The 14,659-nt window shown below is 67.5% G+C and carries 18 protein-coding genes; 6 read left to right on the forward strand and 12 right to left on the reverse strand.

Annotated features, from left to right (window positions below):
- From KBW98_RS19555 to KBW98_RS19570, 4 genes are all read right to left on the reverse strand, one after another.
- The coding region (locus KBW98_RS19555) for a DUF6600 domain-containing protein (RefSeq protein ID WP_211521837.1) at positions 1-1,596 on the reverse strand (1,596 nt) is incomplete at its 3' end.
- Between the two features lie 131 nt (positions 1,597-1,727).
- Positions 1,728-2,372, reverse strand: coding sequence for a LysE family transporter (locus KBW98_RS19560; RefSeq protein ID WP_211521838.1), 645 nt, complete (start codon positions 2,370-2,372; stop codon positions 1,728-1,730).
- 115 nt (positions 2,373-2,487) lie between these two features.
- A complete protein-coding gene (locus tag KBW98_RS19565) occupies positions 2,488-2,772 on the reverse strand; it encodes an HU family DNA-binding protein (protein WP_211521839.1) in 285 nt (94 codons plus the stop codon).
- Positions 2,773-2,851: 79 nt separating this feature from the next.
- Positions 2,852-3,061 (reverse strand): BrnA antitoxin family protein, encoded by a 210-nt coding sequence (locus KBW98_RS19570; protein WP_211521840.1) that lies wholly within the window; start codon positions 3,059-3,061, stop codon positions 2,852-2,854.
- Between the two features lie 199 nt (positions 3,062-3,260).
- Between KBW98_RS19570 and KBW98_RS19575 the strand changes: the two genes are divergently transcribed.
- On the forward strand, positions 3,261-4,202 hold the full coding sequence (locus KBW98_RS19575) for a DUF808 domain-containing protein (protein ID WP_211521841.1): 942 nt from the start codon (positions 3,261-3,263) through the stop codon (positions 4,200-4,202).
- Positions 4,203-4,553: 351 nt separating this feature from the next.
- On the opposite strand, the gene KBW98_RS19580 is transcribed toward KBW98_RS19575, so the two are convergent.
- Positions 4,554-5,030: a hypothetical protein gene (locus KBW98_RS19580; protein WP_211521842.1), complete on the reverse strand. Its 477-nt coding sequence runs from the start codon at positions 5,028-5,030 to the stop codon at positions 4,554-4,556.
- A gap of 36 nt (positions 5,031-5,066) precedes the next feature.
- On the opposite strand from KBW98_RS19580, the gene KBW98_RS19585 reads away from it, so the two are divergent.
- The 3 genes from KBW98_RS19585 (at position 5,067) to KBW98_RS19595 (ending at position 8,040) form a co-directional block, all read left to right on the forward strand.
- Entirely contained in the window at positions 5,067-6,356 is a 1,290-nt protein-coding gene (locus KBW98_RS19585) for an SDR family oxidoreductase (protein WP_211521843.1), read from the forward strand.
- The gene (locus tag KBW98_RS19590) at positions 6,356-6,820 is read left to right on the forward strand and encodes a DUF2269 domain-containing protein (RefSeq protein WP_211521844.1); all 465 of its coding nucleotides are present in this window, start codon (positions 6,356-6,358) and stop codon (positions 6,818-6,820) included. Before KBW98_RS19585 ends, KBW98_RS19590 begins: the two co-directional genes overlap by 1 nt.
- Before the next feature lie 200 nt (positions 6,821-7,020).
- Positions 7,021-8,040 carry an NAD(P)-dependent alcohol dehydrogenase gene (locus KBW98_RS19595; RefSeq protein WP_211521845.1) on the forward strand — a complete coding sequence of 340 codons (1,020 nt, stop codon included), beginning with the start codon at positions 7,021-7,023 and terminating at the stop codon, positions 8,038-8,040.
- A gap of 13 nt (positions 8,041-8,053) precedes the next feature.
- Here the strand turns inward: KBW98_RS19595 and KBW98_RS19600 are convergent, their stop codons facing one another.
- From KBW98_RS19600 to KBW98_RS19615, 4 genes are read right to left on the reverse strand one after another with little or no spacing between them, the layout of a single operon-like run.
- Complete coding sequence (locus KBW98_RS19600; protein ID WP_211521846.1) at positions 8,054-8,824, reverse strand: glutaminyl-peptide cyclotransferase; 771 nt, start codon at positions 8,822-8,824, stop codon at positions 8,054-8,056.
- Between the two features lie 32 nt (positions 8,825-8,856).
- Positions 8,857-9,339 carry a DUF6644 family protein gene (locus KBW98_RS19605; protein ID WP_211521847.1) on the reverse strand — a complete coding sequence of 161 codons (483 nt, stop codon included), beginning with the start codon at positions 9,337-9,339 and terminating at the stop codon, positions 8,857-8,859.
- Positions 9,339-9,677 (reverse strand): DUF6152 family protein, encoded by a 339-nt coding sequence (locus KBW98_RS19610; protein WP_211521848.1) that lies wholly within the window; start codon positions 9,675-9,677, stop codon positions 9,339-9,341. Before KBW98_RS19610 ends, KBW98_RS19605 begins: the two co-directional genes overlap by 1 nt.
- Positions 9,678-9,725: 48 nt before the next feature.
- Positions 9,726-10,295: a histidine phosphatase family protein gene (locus KBW98_RS19615; protein WP_211521849.1), complete on the reverse strand. Its 570-nt coding sequence runs from the start codon at positions 10,293-10,295 to the stop codon at positions 9,726-9,728.
- Positions 10,296-10,316: 21 nt separating this feature from the next.
- Between KBW98_RS19615 and KBW98_RS19620 the strand changes: the two genes are divergently transcribed.
- Complete coding sequence (locus tag KBW98_RS19620; protein WP_229429301.1) at positions 10,317-10,892, forward strand: GNAT family N-acetyltransferase; 576 nt, start codon at positions 10,317-10,319, stop codon at positions 10,890-10,892.
- Positions 10,893-10,894: 2 nt separating this feature from the next.
- Here KBW98_RS19620 and KBW98_RS19625 read toward each other — a convergent pair whose 3' ends face one another.
- The 3 genes from KBW98_RS19625 to KBW98_RS19635 all read right to left on the reverse strand — a co-directional run bounded on the left by KBW98_RS19625 (position 10,895) and on the right by KBW98_RS19635 (position 13,601).
- Complete coding sequence (locus KBW98_RS19625) at positions 10,895-11,656, reverse strand: SDR family oxidoreductase (protein WP_211521850.1); 762 nt, start codon at positions 11,654-11,656, stop codon at positions 10,895-10,897.
- A gap of 238 nt (positions 11,657-11,894) precedes the next feature.
- Positions 11,895-12,548, reverse strand: coding sequence for an oxygen-insensitive NAD(P)H nitroreductase (gene nfsB / locus KBW98_RS19630; protein WP_211521851.1), 654 nt, complete (start codon positions 12,546-12,548; stop codon positions 11,895-11,897).
- 45 nt (positions 12,549-12,593) lie between these two features.
- Positions 12,594-13,601 carry a zinc-binding alcohol dehydrogenase family protein gene (locus KBW98_RS19635; protein WP_211521852.1) on the reverse strand — a complete coding sequence of 336 codons (1,008 nt, stop codon included), beginning with the start codon at positions 13,599-13,601 and terminating at the stop codon, positions 12,594-12,596.
- A 133-nt stretch (positions 13,602-13,734) separates the two neighbouring features.
- Here KBW98_RS19635 and KBW98_RS19640 point away from each other — a divergent pair, with 133 nt between their 5' ends.
- On the forward strand, positions 13,735-14,658 hold the full coding sequence (locus KBW98_RS19640) for a LysR family transcriptional regulator (RefSeq protein WP_211521853.1): 924 nt from the start codon (positions 13,735-13,737) through the stop codon (positions 14,656-14,658).
- Position 14,659 lies beyond the last annotated feature (1 nt).

Raw genomic sequence — 14,659 nt, forward strand, 5'->3', positions numbered from 1 at the left:
GACGGGCGCCACCAGCGGAGCGGGCGCGGGGGTCGCGATGCGTCCCGGCTGCGCGAATCCGGCGCCTGGCTGCGCCGGCGATGGATCGGTCGACAGGATGGGCGGACGCTGGCCGCGCACAAAGCGCTCGCGCTCGTCGCGATCGCGTTCCAGACGTTCACGCTCGATACGCTCGCGGGTAATGCGCTCGCGGTCCTGCCTTTCCTGGTCGGCGCGGTCGCGCAGGTTGACCTGCCGGGCATCGCGCTCGCGCCCCTCGCGCTGCTGGTCGCGCACCCGGTCGCGCACCGAATCGGTATCGCGCTCATGGCGCCGGTCGCGCCAGCCCAGCGGCGGCGGCGGGGCGCTCGCAGCGTGCTCGGGCACCACCAGCGGCAGGCTGTTCGCCTTCGGCACGTTCGCCACCACCACCGGTCCGCGCTGGCCGAACTGGGCGTGCGGCACCACGGTCAGGCCGCGCTGGCGGTAGTCCGGCTTGCGGTCCGGGCCCTTGTGGTCGCGGGTGCGCCAGCCGTAGGCATGCAGGCGGCGCAGGCGCTCGTCCGACAGGCGGTAGCCCGGCACGAAGCGGTCGTGCGGCCCGAGCGGATACCAGCCCTGGGCCGGCAGGGGCTGGCGCGAATGGAAGTGCAGGTTCCAGTTGTTGCCGCCGATCCAACCCACCAGGGCCGGCGCCCACACCGGGCGGCGCTGGTGGCGGCCGGGCGCCCAGGCCCAGCGGTTTTTCACGTGCACCCAGCGTCCGTAGTGGAAGGGCGCATAGCCCCAGGGCGCGTTGTCGACCCAGGTCCAGCCCCAGGGCGCGATCCAGGTCCAGCGGCCGTCGCGGTAGGGTACCCAGCCGGCGGCGACGCTCGGGATCCACAGGCTGCCGTAGTCCGGGTCCTGGCGCCAGCTGCCGTAGCGGTCCAGTTCCTCGTAGCCGGTCATGTCGGTAGTGACATAGCGCGCCGAGACGGCGCCGTCCTGCAGCCTGTCGCGCTGAAGCGACCAGTCGTCGAAGACGTCGCGCCGCGCCTGCAGGGTGCGCACGTCGTCCTCGCGCACCTCGGCGCTGCGGCCGGCGCGCACCAGCAGGCTGGCGCCGGCGCCCTCGACCTGGGCTTCGCCGTCGAACACGCTGACCACGCTGGTGTCGCGCACGCGCTCGGCGTCCACGCGCACGCGGCCCGGGCGGTGCATGCGCACCCGCGCCTGCGGCGTGATCAGTTCGAACTCGGGCACCACGTCCTCGCTGACGATGCGCACGCTGGCGCTGCCGTAGTGCAGGCGCAGGCGCAGGCTGTCGTCGTCCAGCTCCGTCACTTCGAGCGAGCTGTCGCCGTCCAGGCGCACCGAGGTCGAGCCGATGCGCAGCTCGGTGCGCGCGCCGGGCGCGGTGGTGACCAGGTTGCGCGAGGTGACCGGCCAGTTGACCAGGGCGTCGCTGGCGGCTTCGCCCACCTCGCCGTTGATGGTGACCCGGCCTTCGGCCAGCGACACGCGGCCGACGCGGCCGGGCGGCTCGGTCTCGAGCAGGTCGTCCTGGGCCACGGCGAGCGTGGATAGCACCGCCAGGGCGAACGCGGCGGCGGTCTTGGTCAAACGGATGGTCATGGCGGGCTCCAGCGAATAGCGTGGACAGGGGACGTCCACCTGATTACAACGCACGGGCTGTTCCAGAGACAACACGGGTTACAGAAAGTTGCACCTGGATCGTGACGGAAACATGCGCCGTCACAAAGCGGTCAAGCCGGCTGGCCGCCGCGCTTGACGAAGAACAGCATCGAACCGATCACCATCAGCACGGCGCCGAACACGCGGTTCTGCAGCTGCATGTGGCGTGGATCGCGCAGGAAGCGCTGCATCGAGGCCGCCAGCGCGGCGTAGCCGTGCATCACGATGGAGTCGATGGCGACCATGGTCACGCCCAGGATCGCCAGCTGGGTCAGCAGCGGCGCATCCTTCGAAATGAATTGCGGCAGCACCGCCACCATGAAGATGATGCCCTTGGGGTTGGTGGCGTTGGTCAGGAAGCCCGTCAATACGCGCTTGCCGAAGGACGGGTGGGCTTCCAGGCCTTCCGTGCTGGCCATCGGGCCGCTCGCGGGCGCCGCGCGCCACTGGGCGATGCCGAGGTAGATCAGGTAGAGCGCGCCGACCACCTTGACGACCGTGAAGGCCAGCGAGGAGGCCAGCAGCAGGGAGCCCACGCCGGCGCCGGCGACGACCAGCACCAGGACCAGGCCCAGCTGCAATCCCAGCACGGTGGCGCTGGCTTTCTTGAGGCCGTAGGCCAGGCCGTGCGACATCGACAGCACCGCGCCGGAACCAGGCGAAATGGCGATCAGGGTACCGGCAATGACGAAGGCGATCCAGGTAGCGAAGCTCATGCTGCGAAGGGGAAAGGGGACAAGGAGATAGGGATGAAACGGGGAAGCGGTAAAACCAGCCAGCGCACGCAGCCGCCGTGAAGCGGGGCCGCGGCGCGAGCCGTTGGGGTCGTGCTTACTTCTTCTTCGGGTTGACGGCGGCCTTCAGGGTGGCGCCGGCAGCGAAGCGCGGGGTCTTCGACGCAGCAATCTTGATCACTTCGCCGGTGGCCGGGTTGCGGCCCTTGCGTGCGGCGCGCTTGGTCACCGAGAAGGTGCCGAAGCCGGTGATGCCGACCGTGTCGCCTTTTTTCAGGCGCTCGGTGATGATCTCGATGATGGTGTTGACTGCTTCGTTTGCGGCAGCGCCGGACATCTCGGTGCGCTTCGCGAATTCCGCGATCAGTTCGCCTTTTTTCATAGGTCCCTCCGGGGTTAAAAGAGCGGGAAGATTAGCATAAATATTGCTATGTGTAATCTCGCTCTCCCGAAGGGAAGCCTTATGCCACGCCGGTTTCGATCACCGGACCACCCAGACGGTTGCGCAAGGCGGCATTAATCAGGGTCTGGTAACCGGTGCCGCAACGTTCGGACAGGTTGCGGAACTCCTTCAGGACTTCGTCGTCGAGGTAGATCGTGATGCGGGTCTTGCGCTTGGGCGGACGGCTACGGCGAATCGGTGCTGCTGGCAGGGTCGAATCGGTATTCATGGCATCTCCTTCATTGGACGAGGCTGCAGTACCGCAGCCCTCTGATTGCACTATACGTATGCCCGGGTCCAGCCGCCTGCCAAAAGCGACGAGATGCAGATTTTCGGGACTGGAATGCAAAAAGCCGCGCTGAACCGTGGGAGCGCCCTCCTGTCCTCGGTTAATATGATGCGAGTTTGACATGATAGGAGCATGACTGATGGCTGCGGGAAGTTTGCTGGCACTACTGGACGACATAGCGAGCGTCCTCGACGATGTAACGGTGATGAGCAAGGTCGCCGCCAAGAAAACGGCTGGCGTGCTGGGCGACGACCTGGCGCTCAATGCCCAGCAAGTGACCGGCGTCAATCCGGACCGTGAACTGCCGGTGGTATGGGCGGTCGCCATCGGTTCGCTCAAGAACAAGGCGATCCTGGTGCCGGCGGCGCTGGCCATCTCGGCCTTCATCCCCTGGCTGATCACCCCGCTCCTGATGATCGGCGGCGCCTTCCTGTGCTACGAGGGCTTCGAGAAGCTGGCCCATAAATACCTGCACAGCAAGGAAGAGGACGACCAGCACCATGCGGAGCACGTGGCGGCCCTGTCCGACCCGGCGGCCGACGTGTGCGCGGTGGAAAAGGAAAAGATCAAGGGCGCGATCCGCACCGACTTCATCCTGTCGGCGGAAATCATCGTGATTTCGCTGGGCACCGTGGCCGGCGCGCCCTTCGGCCAGCAGGTGGCGGTGCTGGTGGCCATCGCCCTGGCGATGACGGTGGGCGTGTACGGCCTGGTGGCGGGCATCGTCAAGCTGGACGACGCCGGCCTCTACCTGAGCCGCAAGGCGAACGGCGCCGCGCAAGGCCTGGGCAAGCTGCTGCTGGCGCTGGCACCCAAGCTGATGAAATTCCTGTCCGTGGTCGGCACCGCCGCCATGTTCATGGTCGGCGGCGGCATCGTCGCCCACTCGCTGCCGGCGCTGCACCACTTCTCGGAAGGCGTGGCGCACTCGCTGGAAGGCGTGCCCGCCATCGGCGGCGTGCTGGCCGCCATCGCCCCGACCGTGGTCGACGCCCTGGCCGGCGTGCTGATCGGCGCCGCCGTGCTGCTGGTGGTGACCGTCGTGCAGCGCATGCGCGGCAAGAAGGCCGTCTCCCACTGATCCAAGCCTCGTAGAGTCGGCGGCTGTGCCGCCGACGCGTTCAAGCCGCCTTCGCCACGCGCTCCAGCCTCCAGGCGGCCCCCATCCCGCGCCGCCCACCCCAGCGCCAGCAGCGCCTGTCCCGCCAGGGTGGCCACCACGCCCAGGTTCATGAACAGGAACAGGTGCAGCACGCGGGTGTCGCCCTCGATCACCAGGTCGCGCGCGCTGTGCATCTTTTCCTCGTCCGCGCCGTTCGGCCGCGACGGCAGCTTCGCCAGCAGCTCGTGGTTCAGGAGCACGTCGATGCCGCCGATAAGGCCACGCGCTATTAACGCGTAGACATAGGGCGGCACGTTTTTTCCTTCTGCTCTAGACTTTGTAGGCCGCGCTGCGCCGGCTCAGCATGGCGCCGGCGGCCAGGCCGAGCGCGAAGCCGCCGTAGACCACGGCCAGCGAGGACTTCGACAGGCGCTTCTCGTAGCCCGGCTGCAGGGGACGCGGCGTGATCTTGTAGTCGGTGAAGGCGGCCAGCGCCGAGGTAGCGGCCGCCGCGGTCAGGGTGCCGACCGGGCTTTTCTTGTCCAGCACGCCGCCTGCGAAACGCTCGAACACGAAGGACCAGAAGGTGGCGCTGGCGTGGTGGATCAGGTAGCCGGGAATGGTATAGCGCAGCGACAGGCCGTCGCGGTGCGCCGCCTTGTCGCCATGGACGTAGTGGCTGACCGCATTGGTGGGCGCGAAGGCGCTGCCAGTTTCCTTCTTGCCCATCGCGGCCAGGGCCACGGTCGAGAGAATGCTGGATGCGGTGCCGGACACCAGGGCGCGCTGTAATGCCGAGTTTTGCATGGGACCCTCTTATTGACTAAGTGAAAGGAAGCATGGATGCGGATCTTGCTGACGGGTGCAAGCGGCTTCATCGGACAGCACCTGCTGCGGGCGCTGCTGGCCGCAGGCCACCAGGTCGTCTGCGCGCAGCGCAAGCCCCGGGAAAGCACCGATCCGCGCGTGACCGCCATCCATGCTGACTTCGCCAACGATACCGAACAATCCACCTGGCTGGCGCGCTTGTCGGGCATCGACGCCGTGATCAACACGGTCGGCATCTTTCGCGAGCAGGGCAGTCAGACCTTCGACCGCCTGCACACGCAGGCGCCGCGCGCGCTGTTCGCCGCCTGCGCCGCCGCGCCTAAGGTGCGGCTGGTGATCCAGCTCTCCGCCCTGGGCGCCGACGCGGGGGCGCAAACGCGCTACCACCTGTCCAAGAAGGCGGCCGACGACACCCTGGCCGCGCTGCCGCTGCGCGCCTATATCGTCCAGCCCTCGCTGGTCTACGGCCCGGACGGCGCCAGTGCGCGCGCCTTCCGCACCCTGGCCAGCATGCCCTTCACCCTGCGCTTCGGCAGCGCGCCCCAGCTGGTGCAGCCGATCCATATCGACGACCTGGTGGGCGCCATCGCCGGCCTGCTCGCGGACCGGCTGCCGCTGCCCGAGGGGCAGGGCGGCGCCATGCGCGTGCCCCTGGTGGGACCGCAGGCCATGCCCTTCACCGCTTACCTGGCGGCGCTGCGCGGCGCCATGGGGATGGGCCGGCTGCGCGTGCTGCCGGTGCCGGGCCCGCTGGCGCGGCTGGCGGCCAGGGCGGGGCGCTTCTTGCCCGGCGCGCTGCTGGACCAGGATGCCCTCAGTATGCTGGACCGCGGCAACACGGCCGATCCGGCCCTGACCACGCGCCTGCTCGGCCATCCGCCGCGCCCGGTCTCGCAGTTCATCGCCGATCCGGCCGGGGAGCGCACCCGCGCCAAGCTCGGCTGGCTGCTGCCGGTCTTGCGTTACAGCATCGTAGCGGTCTGGCTCCTGACCGCCCTCGTGTCCTACGGCCTGTACCCGGTCGAGGACAGCTATGCGCTGCTGGGACGCAGCGGCATTCCGGAGGCGCTCCAGCCCCTGATGCTGTACGGCGCCGCCACCTTCGACCTGCTGCTGGGCCTGGGGATCCTGTTCCTGGCGCGGCGGCGCTGGCTGTGGCTGGCACAGCTGGCCCTGATCGGCTTTTATACGGTCGTGATCGCGGTCAAGCTGCCGGAATTCCTGCTGCACCCTTATGGTCCGCTGACCAAGAACCTGCCCATGCTCGCAAGCATCTGGCTGCTCTACGAACTCGAGGAGAAATAATGGACTACGTCGTCGTGAAATGGCTGCACATCCTGTCCTCGACCTTCCTGTTCGGCACCGGCATCGGCTCGGCCTGGTACATGCTGTTCGCCAACGTCAGCCGCGACGTGCGCGCCATCGCCGTGGTCGCCAGGTACGTGGTGGTCGCCGACTGGCTGTTCACCGCCACCACGGCCGTGCTCCAGCCGGCCACGGGCTTTTATATGATCCACCTGGCCGGCTATCCGCTGCACAGCAAGTGGATCATGTGGTCCATTGCCCTGTACGTGCTCGCGGGCGCCTGCTGGCTGCCGGTGGTGTGGCTGCAGATCCGCATGCGCGACATGGCTGCAGCGGCGGCCGCGGCGGGCGGCGAATTGCCGGCGCTGTACTGGCGCTATTTCCGGATCTGGGTCACGCTCGGGGTGCCGGCCTTTATCGCCTTCGTCGTGATCTTCTGGCTGATGGTGGCCAAGCCGATGTAGGGAAGCACTGATTTATTCTGGCGCGCAGGAATCGGTCAAGAAAAAATGTGCCCGGCAAGGCGCAAAACGCAGCGATACCCCGTGGTGTCGCGAGGATTTGCAACGCCGCTGGGCGCATTTTCTCGTGGCCGAGGCCGCCGCCATGAATAAATCAGTGCTTCCCTAAGGAATCGAGTCATCCAACAACGAAAGGAACACCGATGCGCGCTTACCAAATACTTCCCGGCGCAAACATCGACGGGCTGCAATGCGTCGACTATCCGGACCGCGAGCTGGGAGCGGGCGAGGTCCGCATCCGCGTGCATGCCGTCTCGCTGAACTACCGCGACTTGATGGTGGCGAGCGGCAATTACCTAGTCACCGTCGACGATCCCATCATTCCCTGCTCGGACGGCGCCGGCGAAGTCCTGGCCACGGGGCCGGGCGTGACCCGGGTGCAGCGGGGCGACCGCGTGGCCGGCGCTTTCTTTCCGCTCTGGCAAGACGGCGCGCCCAGCCCGGAAAAGATCCGCCACGCCCTGGGGGGCGACATCGACGGCATGCTGGCCGAGGAAGTGATCCTGCACGAGGATGCGCTGGCGAAGATTCCGCCGGGACTGAGCTTCGTCGAGGCCGCGACCATGCCCTGCGCGGCGGTGACGGCCTGGAACGCGATCTTCGTGTCGAGCAACCGCGTCAAGCCGGGTGACACGGTGCTGCTGCTGGGTACCGGCGGGGTGTCCATCCTCGGCCTGCAGCTGGCCAAGGCGGCCGGCCTGCGCACCATCGTCACCTCGTCCAGCGACGACAAGCTGGCGCGCGCCCGCGAACTGGGCGCCCACCACACCATCAACTACCGCAGCATTCCCGAGTGGCACGACGAAGTCCTGCACCTGACCCACAACGGGGGCGCCCACGTGGTGCTGGAAGTGGGCGGGCAGGGCACGGTGAACCGTTCGGTGTCGGCGGCGGCGATGGGCGGCACGGTGGCCATCATCGGCGGCGTGAGCGGCTTCGGCGGCGAAGTGAACCCGGCCTCGCTACTGGCCACGGCCAAGCGCCTGGTCGGCATCTATGTCGGCAGCCGCACCATGCTGGAGGACGTGATGCGCTTCGCCGACACCACCGGCGTGCATCCCGTGATCGACCGCGTGTTCCCGTTCAGTCAGGCGCAGGAGGCCTACCGCTACATGGAATCGGGTTCGCACTTCGGCAAGGTGGTCATCGACGTCACCGCCTAGGAACCGCGGCCCGTCAGCGCTTGACGGGCACCAGCTCGATCTCGAACAGCTTGGGCCACAGCTTGCCGGTGACGAACAGGCGCCGGCTCTTGGCGTCCCAGGCGATGCCGTTGAGCACGGCATCAGGGGTGCTGGTGCCGCGCTGCTCCTTCGGCAGCAGGCCGGTAAGGTTGATCCAGCCGACCACCTTGCCGCTGTCCTTGTCGATGCGGGCGATGACGTCGGTGCCCCAGATGTTCGAATACAGCTCGCCCTCCACCACTTCGAGCTCGTTGAGCTGCTCGAGCGGCAGGCCGTCGGCCGTCACCTGGATGCGGCGCACTTCCTTCATGGTCCTGGGGTCGAGGATGCGGATGAAGGAGCTGCCGTCGCTCATGTACAGGTGCTTGCTGTCGTTGGCCAGGCCCCAGCCTTCGCCCACGTAGTCGAAGCGCTGCTTCAATTTGAAGGTTTTCAGGTCGAACACATAGCCGACCTGCGAGGTCCAGGTCAGGCCGATGAGCTGGTTGCCGACCGCCGTCGCGCCTTCGCCGAACACGTCGGAAGGCAGGTCTTCCTTCTGGACCACCTTACCGCTCTTGAGTTCCACCTTGCGGATCGAGGAGCGGCCGTTCAGGCCGGTGCTTTCGTACAGGTAGCCGTCGCGGTAGAACAGGCCCTGGGTGAAGGCCTGCGGATCGTGGGGATAGGTATTCTTGACGACAAATCCGTAGACCGGAATCGCCGCCTGCGCGGCGCCGGCCAGCGTGCAGGCGAGGGCAAGGGTGGTGAACTGTTTCAGCATGGCGTGCTCAGGAATAGGGCAAGGTGACTGTATCACACGTAGGCCAGCATCCGCCCGCAGCTGATGACGGCGATCCAGAGCAGCAGGGACAGGGCCGCCTGCAGCCTGGCCGAGGCGGGGATGGCGCCATCCTGCCAGCGCCCGGCATGGCGGTAGGGGCCCAGGTGGAACAGCAGGGCGTTCAGCCCCGCCGTGGCGATCAGGGACAGCTTGAGCAGGAAGACGGGATTGCCCAGCATGTCGAGCGGCTGGGTGGAAAACATCAGCAGCCCGGTCGGCACCACTAGCAGCAGGCTACCCACCGACCAGGGCAGCAGGTGGCGCGCCAGCGCCCGTACCGGCAGCTCGCGGCCGAACCCCAGCACGCGCAGGTCGAACATCGCCACCGCGCCCACCAGCACGGCAAAGCCGACGATGTGCCCGGTTTCGACGATCGGGTAGAGCCAGGGATGGCCGCGCATGGCGGCCGCCAGCGGTGTCGACGCGACCCAGGCGATCGCGTCCTGTAATGGCATCAGCGCAACTCGGTGGTCTTGTCGCCGATGGTGATGCGCTCGGCGCGTAATTCCTCGGGTTTGTTGCGGTTCGGATAGCCGTAGACGGTGGCCTTGCCGCCCTTGGCCAGCATGTCCTTGGCCAGGCCGCGGTTCTCCATGCGCGAGGGCGGCGCCAGCACCACCAGCCAGGTCTTGTCGGCCGTTTTCAGGCGCACATAGCCGTGCGGCTGCATGTAGCCGGCTTCCTCGATCGTGCCGGACAGCTGCAGCGGCGTATCGGCGTTGTATTCGCTCCAGCCGTGGTGGGCGGAAGCGGTGGCGGCCACCAACGTGGCCAGCAGGAACAGACGTTTCATGGGCACACTCCGGTTGAGGACAACGCCGACGATTGTACGCCCGGACGCTCACTCATGCGCACGCAGCACGCCCAGTTTCCTGAGCTGGCCGCCGGCAGGATCGGTGACGACAATCTCGCCCTGCGCCACGGATTCGCCCACCAGGGCGCGGATGTTGACGTCGTGGGTCACCAGCACCAGGTTGTCCTTGCCCTCGTGGCCGCCGGCGCGGGCCAGCACCTCGGCCAGCTTGGCGCGCCGGGCGGCGTCTTCCTCGCGGAACATGGAGTCGAGCATGGGCGCCGGCTGCACCCGGCCGAAGGCCAGGCGGGCGGTGTCCAGGCAGCGGCACCAGCGGCTCGACATGACCTGGCCCACCGGAATGGCGCGGCTGCGGAAGACCTCGCCGATGCGGCGCGCGTCGCGCCGGCCGGCCTCGGACAGGTTGCGCTGGGTGTGGCAGCGGTCCAGCACGAAACCGGGCGGGTCGCCGATGCCAAGGTCGGTGGCGGCGTGCCGCATCAGGAGCACATGGCCGCCGGCGCGCAGGCGTTGCCACAGGACGGCGTCCTGTGCGGCCGCCGCCAGCGGCGCGCCGGGGCCGGCGGCCAGCAGCGCCAGGAATCGTCGTCGCAGCATGCGCGCCTCCCCGGGAAATCGATGCCCGGATTATCCCGCCGCGGGGCGCCGGCGGGCGCACGCCAGGCCGGCTGCCGCGTGTACACTTCACGGGTGACCCATGATGAGGAGAACGGCATGCTGATGCAGCGCACGGCGACCGCTGCCGACCTGGGGCGGCTGTGGGAATTGCGCACCCGCGCGGTGCGCGCCACCTGCGCGTCCCACTATCCGCCGGATGTGATCGAGACCTGGTGCGCGGCGGCGCCGCCGGTCTCCCTGCCGCTGCTGGTGCAGGCGGGCGGCACCGTGGTGGCGGAAGAAGACGGGCTCCTGATCGGCTACGCCATCCTCAACCAGGAAACGGGCGAGGTGGATGCAGCCTTCGTCGAGCCCGCGCACCAGGGCCGCGGCATCGCGCTCGGCCTGCTGCGCGAACTGGAAACGATGGCGCGGCTGCGCGGGCTGGCGCGCATGTTCTTGTCCGCCTCGCTCAACGCGGTGCCTTTCTACGAGCGCGCCGGCTTCCGCTCGGTGCGCGAAGAGCTGTATCCGCACCGCAGCGGCATCGGGATCCGCTCGGTGTTCATGGAGAAGCTCCTGCCGCGTCCGGCCTAGGTTCACTGCACCGGAATCGGGTTCGCGGCGATGTAGGCGTTGAACTCGTTCACCAGCGCGTGCTCGTTGGGGCCGGCGTTGTTGCGCATCGGCAGGGCCGATTCGACCACCACTTCTTCCTTGTCGCTGGCCAGCGCGGCCATGGTCTGCTCGATGAAGGCGGCGAGCGGCATGGCGCGCGGGTCGTCGCTCTTGACGATCAGGTCGGTGTTCACCCAGGGCGGAGCGATCTCCTGCAGCCTGACCGAGGTATCGCGCAGCATGAAGCGCTGCGACAGCGTGTACGAGTGCAGGGCGGCCTTGGTGGCCGAATACACGGCGGTCGCCGCCAGCGGCACGTAGGCGAGCACCGAGGTGTTGTTGATGATGGTGGCGCGCGGCTGCTGCTTGAGGTGCCCGACCAGTGCGGACGTCATGCGGATCGGGCCGAGCAGGTTGGTGCCGACGGTGGCGAGCATGGTGTCCTCGTCGATCTCGCCCGCGGCGTCGTCGAAGGGCATGATGCCGGCGTTGTTGATCAACACGTTCAGCTTCGGGAAATCCCGGGTCAGCTGGGCGGCGGCGCGCTGGATGCTGGCCGCCGAGGCGATGTCGAGTTCGATCGCGTGCATGCCGGGATTGGCCTGCGTTACCTCGTCCAGCAAGGCCTTGCGGCGGCCGGCGATGATCACGGTGTTGCCCAGCTTGTGAAAGGCTTCCGCCAGGCCGCGGCCGATGCCCGAGGCGCCGCCGGTGATGAGGATGGTGTTGTCGGTGAGTTGCATGGTCGTTCTCCGTGTGGGTGGCTGATGTGATCAGTCTACGGAGAGGGGGTGTGGCCTGGTGGTCGTATATCCCTCGATTTAGGACATGATTTATCCTGCGATTTTCATATTCCACTACCTTCAAACCGTCATACGCGTCAGTGGCGCGTATGACGGTTTTGAGGGTACGTAATGAAAAACGGCGTGCATTGCTGCACGCCGTTCATAAGCCCGGTCGAAACGGCCGGTCAGTCGACCATCAGATGAAGGTAAACGTCATCTCTTCCGACAAGCGCGACTTCGGCAGCGTCGCATTGAAGTCCTTTTCCGACGAGTACCCGAAGCTCACCAGCACCAGGCTGGCCAGTCCCTGCTCGTTCAGCCCGAACTCCGCATCGAGGATCTTCTGGTCGAAGCCTTCCATCGGCGTGGCGTCGATGCCCAGCGTGGCCGCGCCCAGCAGGGCGGTGCCCAGCGCCAGGTAGACCTGCTTCTCGAGCCACTGCGCCACGTCCTTGCCACCGAAGCGGTGCTGGTAAACGTAGCCGCGGCGGCCCGCGTCCTGGCCTGCGCGCGCGGCGGCGTCCTTGAAGCGGCCGTCGCGCTCTTCCTGGTCGAGCAGCTTGTTCAGGTGGGCTTCATCCATGTCGATGCGCGAGCACAGCACGATCACGTGCGAGGCGTCCTCGATCTTGGCCTGGTTGTACGAGTAGCCGCCTTGCGCCGCCTTGGCGATGCGCGCACGGCCTTCCGGCGTGTTGGCGACGATGAAGTGCCAGGGCTGCGAGTTGACCGACGAGGGGCTGTGGCGCAGCAGGCTGTAGACCTTCTGCATCAGTTCTTCGGGGATGCGCTGCTTTGCATCGTAGGCTTTGGCGGTATGGCGCTCCTTGGCGGCCGACAGAATATCCATGCTTTGATCCTAAGGACAAAAAGAAAATGGTAAGCGATCTTGCCATTACGCGTAGGCGAGCACGATTTTTCCGTGCGCCTTGCCGCTTTCGACCAGCGCATGCGCGCGGCGCATGTTGGCGGCGTCGATGGCGCCGAAATGCTCGCTCAGGGTCGTCGTCAACTCGCCTTGCTCGACCATCCGCGCCACGCGCTCCAGCAGCTCGTGCTGGCGGATCATGTCCGGCGTCTGGAACATCGAGCGCGTGAACATCAGCTCCCAGTGCAGCGAGATCGACTTGCGCTTGAGCGGCATGGCGTCCAGGGTGGCGGGATCGTCGATCAGCGCGAACTGGCCCTGCGGCGCCAGCATCTCGACGATGTCCGGGTAATGCTGGTCGGTGTGGGTCAGGCTGATGACGATGTCGACGTTCTCCAGGCCCAGCGCCGCCAGCTGCGGCCCCATGGGGCGGGTGTGGTCGATGGTGTGGTGGGCGCCCAGCTCGCGCACCCACTGCCGCGTGACATCGCGCGAGGCGCTGCCGATCACGGTGAGCTTCGTTAGCCGGCGCGCCAGCTGGGTCAGGATCGAGCCGACGCCGCCGCCCGCGCCGATGATCAGGAGCGACTTGCCTTCGCCGCCGCCCTCGGCCACTTTCAGGCGGTCGAACAGCAGCTCCCAGGCGGTGATCGAGGTGAGGGGCAGGGCCGCGGCCTGGGCGAAGTCCAGGTTGGCCGGCTTGCGGCCGACGATGCGTTCGTCCACGGCCTGGAACTGGCTGTAGGAACCGGGACGGGTGAGCGAACCCGCATAGAACACTTCGTCGCCCGGCGCGAACAGGGTCACTGCGGAACCGACGGCGCGCACGATGCCGCTCGCATCCCAGCCCAGCACGCGGGGTTCGGTTACCGCGACGCCGCGGCGCAGCTTGGTGTCGACCGGATTGACGGCGACGGCGCGCACTTCGACCAGCAGGTCATGCGGGCCGGCCAGGGGCATGGGCAGGTCGGTATCCTGCAGGGCGTTCGGGTCCGCGATCGGCAGGCCGTGCTGGGTGTAGACGATGGCTTTCATGGTGTTCTCCGGTGGGTATGGTTGGGATGGAGGCGATTCTAGGGAAGCGCCGGCCGGGAAAACACTGCCGTGGCAGAATTACACTTTCACTGCTGGCGTGAAAATCGCCGCCGCTTTCACTGGAGGGAAGCACATGATCCGACTCGACGACCTGGCCTTGTTCGTGCGCTCCGCCGCGCTAGGCAGCTTTTCGCAGGCGGCGCGCGAGGTGAACCTGCTGCCGGGCCAGGCCTCGGCAGCCATCCAGCGCCTGGAGCGCGAACTCGACATCCGCCTGTTCGCGCGCTCGACGCGCAGCCTGCGCCTGACCGATGAAGGCAAGCGCTACCTGCCCTATGCCCAGGATGCGCTGCAGGCGCTGCGCGAAGGGCGGGAAGGCATGCGCGGCGAGGATGCCGCCCTGAGCGGCACCCTGCAGATCGCAGCGCCCTCGGACTTCGGGCGCAACCTGCTGCTGCCCTGGATCACGGAGTTCCACCGCAGCCACCCTGGCCTGGACATCCAGCTGCTGCTGTCGGACCAGGTGGCGGACATCTTCCGCGATCCCGTCGACATCGCCCTGCGCTACGGCCGGTTCGAGGACGCCAGCTTCGTCGCGCTGCCGGTGGCGCCGGAGAACCGGCGCGTGCTGGTGGCCGCGCCCTCTTACCTGGCGCGCCATGGCCGCCCTGTCTCGCCGCTCGACCTGGCCACCCACAGCTGCCTGGTCTACCGCCTGCGCGGCCGCAGCCACGACCGCTGGTGCTTCCCGGGACCGGATGGCGGCCAGGTGGTGCAAGTGGGAGGTGGGCTGGCCAGCGACGACGCCGACGTGGTACGGCGCTGGGCGGTGGCAGGCGAAGGGATCACCTACAAATCCTGGCTCGACGTGCACCAGGACGTAGTGGAGGGGCGGCTGGAGGTCCTGCTGCCCGGCGTGCCTTGCGAGCCCACGCCCATGAACCTGGTGTGCCCGCACCGCAAGCAGTTCTCCCCGGCGGTGAAGCTGCTGCACGCGCTGGTGACGGAGCGCTGCCGTCCCATCAGCGCGAAGCTGCAACAGATGCTGGGAGGCTGAA

Source organism: Massilia sp. ST3 (assembly GCF_018119405.1).
Classification (GTDB): domain Bacteria; phylum Pseudomonadota; class Gammaproteobacteria; order Burkholderiales; family Burkholderiaceae_D; genus Telluria.

What these genes read in the sequence shown, in the direction of transcription:
- KBW98_RS19565 (WP_211521839.1), bottom strand. Translation starts at nt 2,772, where the DNA reads ATGAAAAAAGGCGAACTGATCGCGGAATTCGCGAAGCGCACCGAGATG.
- nfsB (WP_211521851.1), bottom strand. Translation starts at nt 12,548, where the DNA reads ATGGATATTCTGTCGGCCGCCAAGGAGCGCCATACCGCCAAAGCCTAC.
- KBW98_RS19590 (WP_211521844.1), top strand. Translation starts at nt 6,356, where the DNA reads ATGGACTACGTCGTCGTGAAATGGCTGCACATCCTGTCCTCGACCTTC.
- KBW98_RS19570 (WP_211521840.1), bottom strand. Translation starts at nt 3,061, where the DNA reads ATGAATACCGATTCGACCCTGCCAGCAGCACCGATTCGCCGTAGCCGT.
- KBW98_RS19610 (WP_211521848.1), bottom strand. Translation starts at nt 9,677, where the DNA reads ATGAAACGTCTGTTCCTGCTGGCCACGTTGGTGGCCGCCACCGCTTCC.
- KBW98_RS19635 (WP_211521852.1), bottom strand. Translation starts at nt 13,601, where the DNA reads ATGAAAGCCATCGTCTACACCCAGCACGGCCTGCCGATCGCGGACCCG.
- KBW98_RS19605 (WP_211521847.1), bottom strand. Translation starts at nt 9,339, where the DNA reads ATGCCATTACAGGACGCGATCGCCTGGGTCGCGTCGACACCGCTGGCG.
- KBW98_RS19600 (WP_211521846.1), bottom strand. Translation starts at nt 8,824, where the DNA reads ATGCTGAAACAGTTCACCACCCTTGCCCTCGCCTGCACGCTGGCCGGC.
- KBW98_RS19595 (WP_211521845.1), top strand. Translation starts at nt 7,021, where the DNA reads ATGCGCGCTTACCAAATACTTCCCGGCGCAAACATCGACGGGCTGCAA.
- KBW98_RS19640 (WP_211521853.1), top strand. Translation starts at nt 13,735, where the DNA reads ATGATCCGACTCGACGACCTGGCCTTGTTCGTGCGCTCCGCCGCGCTA.
- KBW98_RS19575 (WP_211521841.1), top strand. Translation starts at nt 3,261, where the DNA reads ATGGCTGCGGGAAGTTTGCTGGCACTACTGGACGACATAGCGAGCGTC.
- KBW98_RS19620 (WP_229429301.1), top strand. Translation starts at nt 10,317, where the DNA reads ATGCCCGGATTATCCCGCCGCGGGGCGCCGGCGGGCGCACGCCAGGCC.
- KBW98_RS19625 (WP_211521850.1), bottom strand. Translation starts at nt 11,656, where the DNA reads ATGCAACTCACCGACAACACCATCCTCATCACCGGCGGCGCCTCGGGC.
- KBW98_RS19615 (WP_211521849.1), bottom strand. Translation starts at nt 10,295, where the DNA reads ATGCTGCGACGACGATTCCTGGCGCTGCTGGCCGCCGGCCCCGGCGCG.
- KBW98_RS19560 (WP_211521838.1), bottom strand. Translation starts at nt 2,372, where the DNA reads ATGAGCTTCGCTACCTGGATCGCCTTCGTCATTGCCGGTACCCTGATC.
- KBW98_RS19585 (WP_211521843.1), top strand. Translation starts at nt 5,067, where the DNA reads ATGCGGATCTTGCTGACGGGTGCAAGCGGCTTCATCGGACAGCACCTG.
- KBW98_RS19580 (WP_211521842.1), bottom strand. Translation starts at nt 5,030, where the DNA reads ATGCAAAACTCGGCATTACAGCGCGCCCTGGTGTCCGGCACCGCATCC.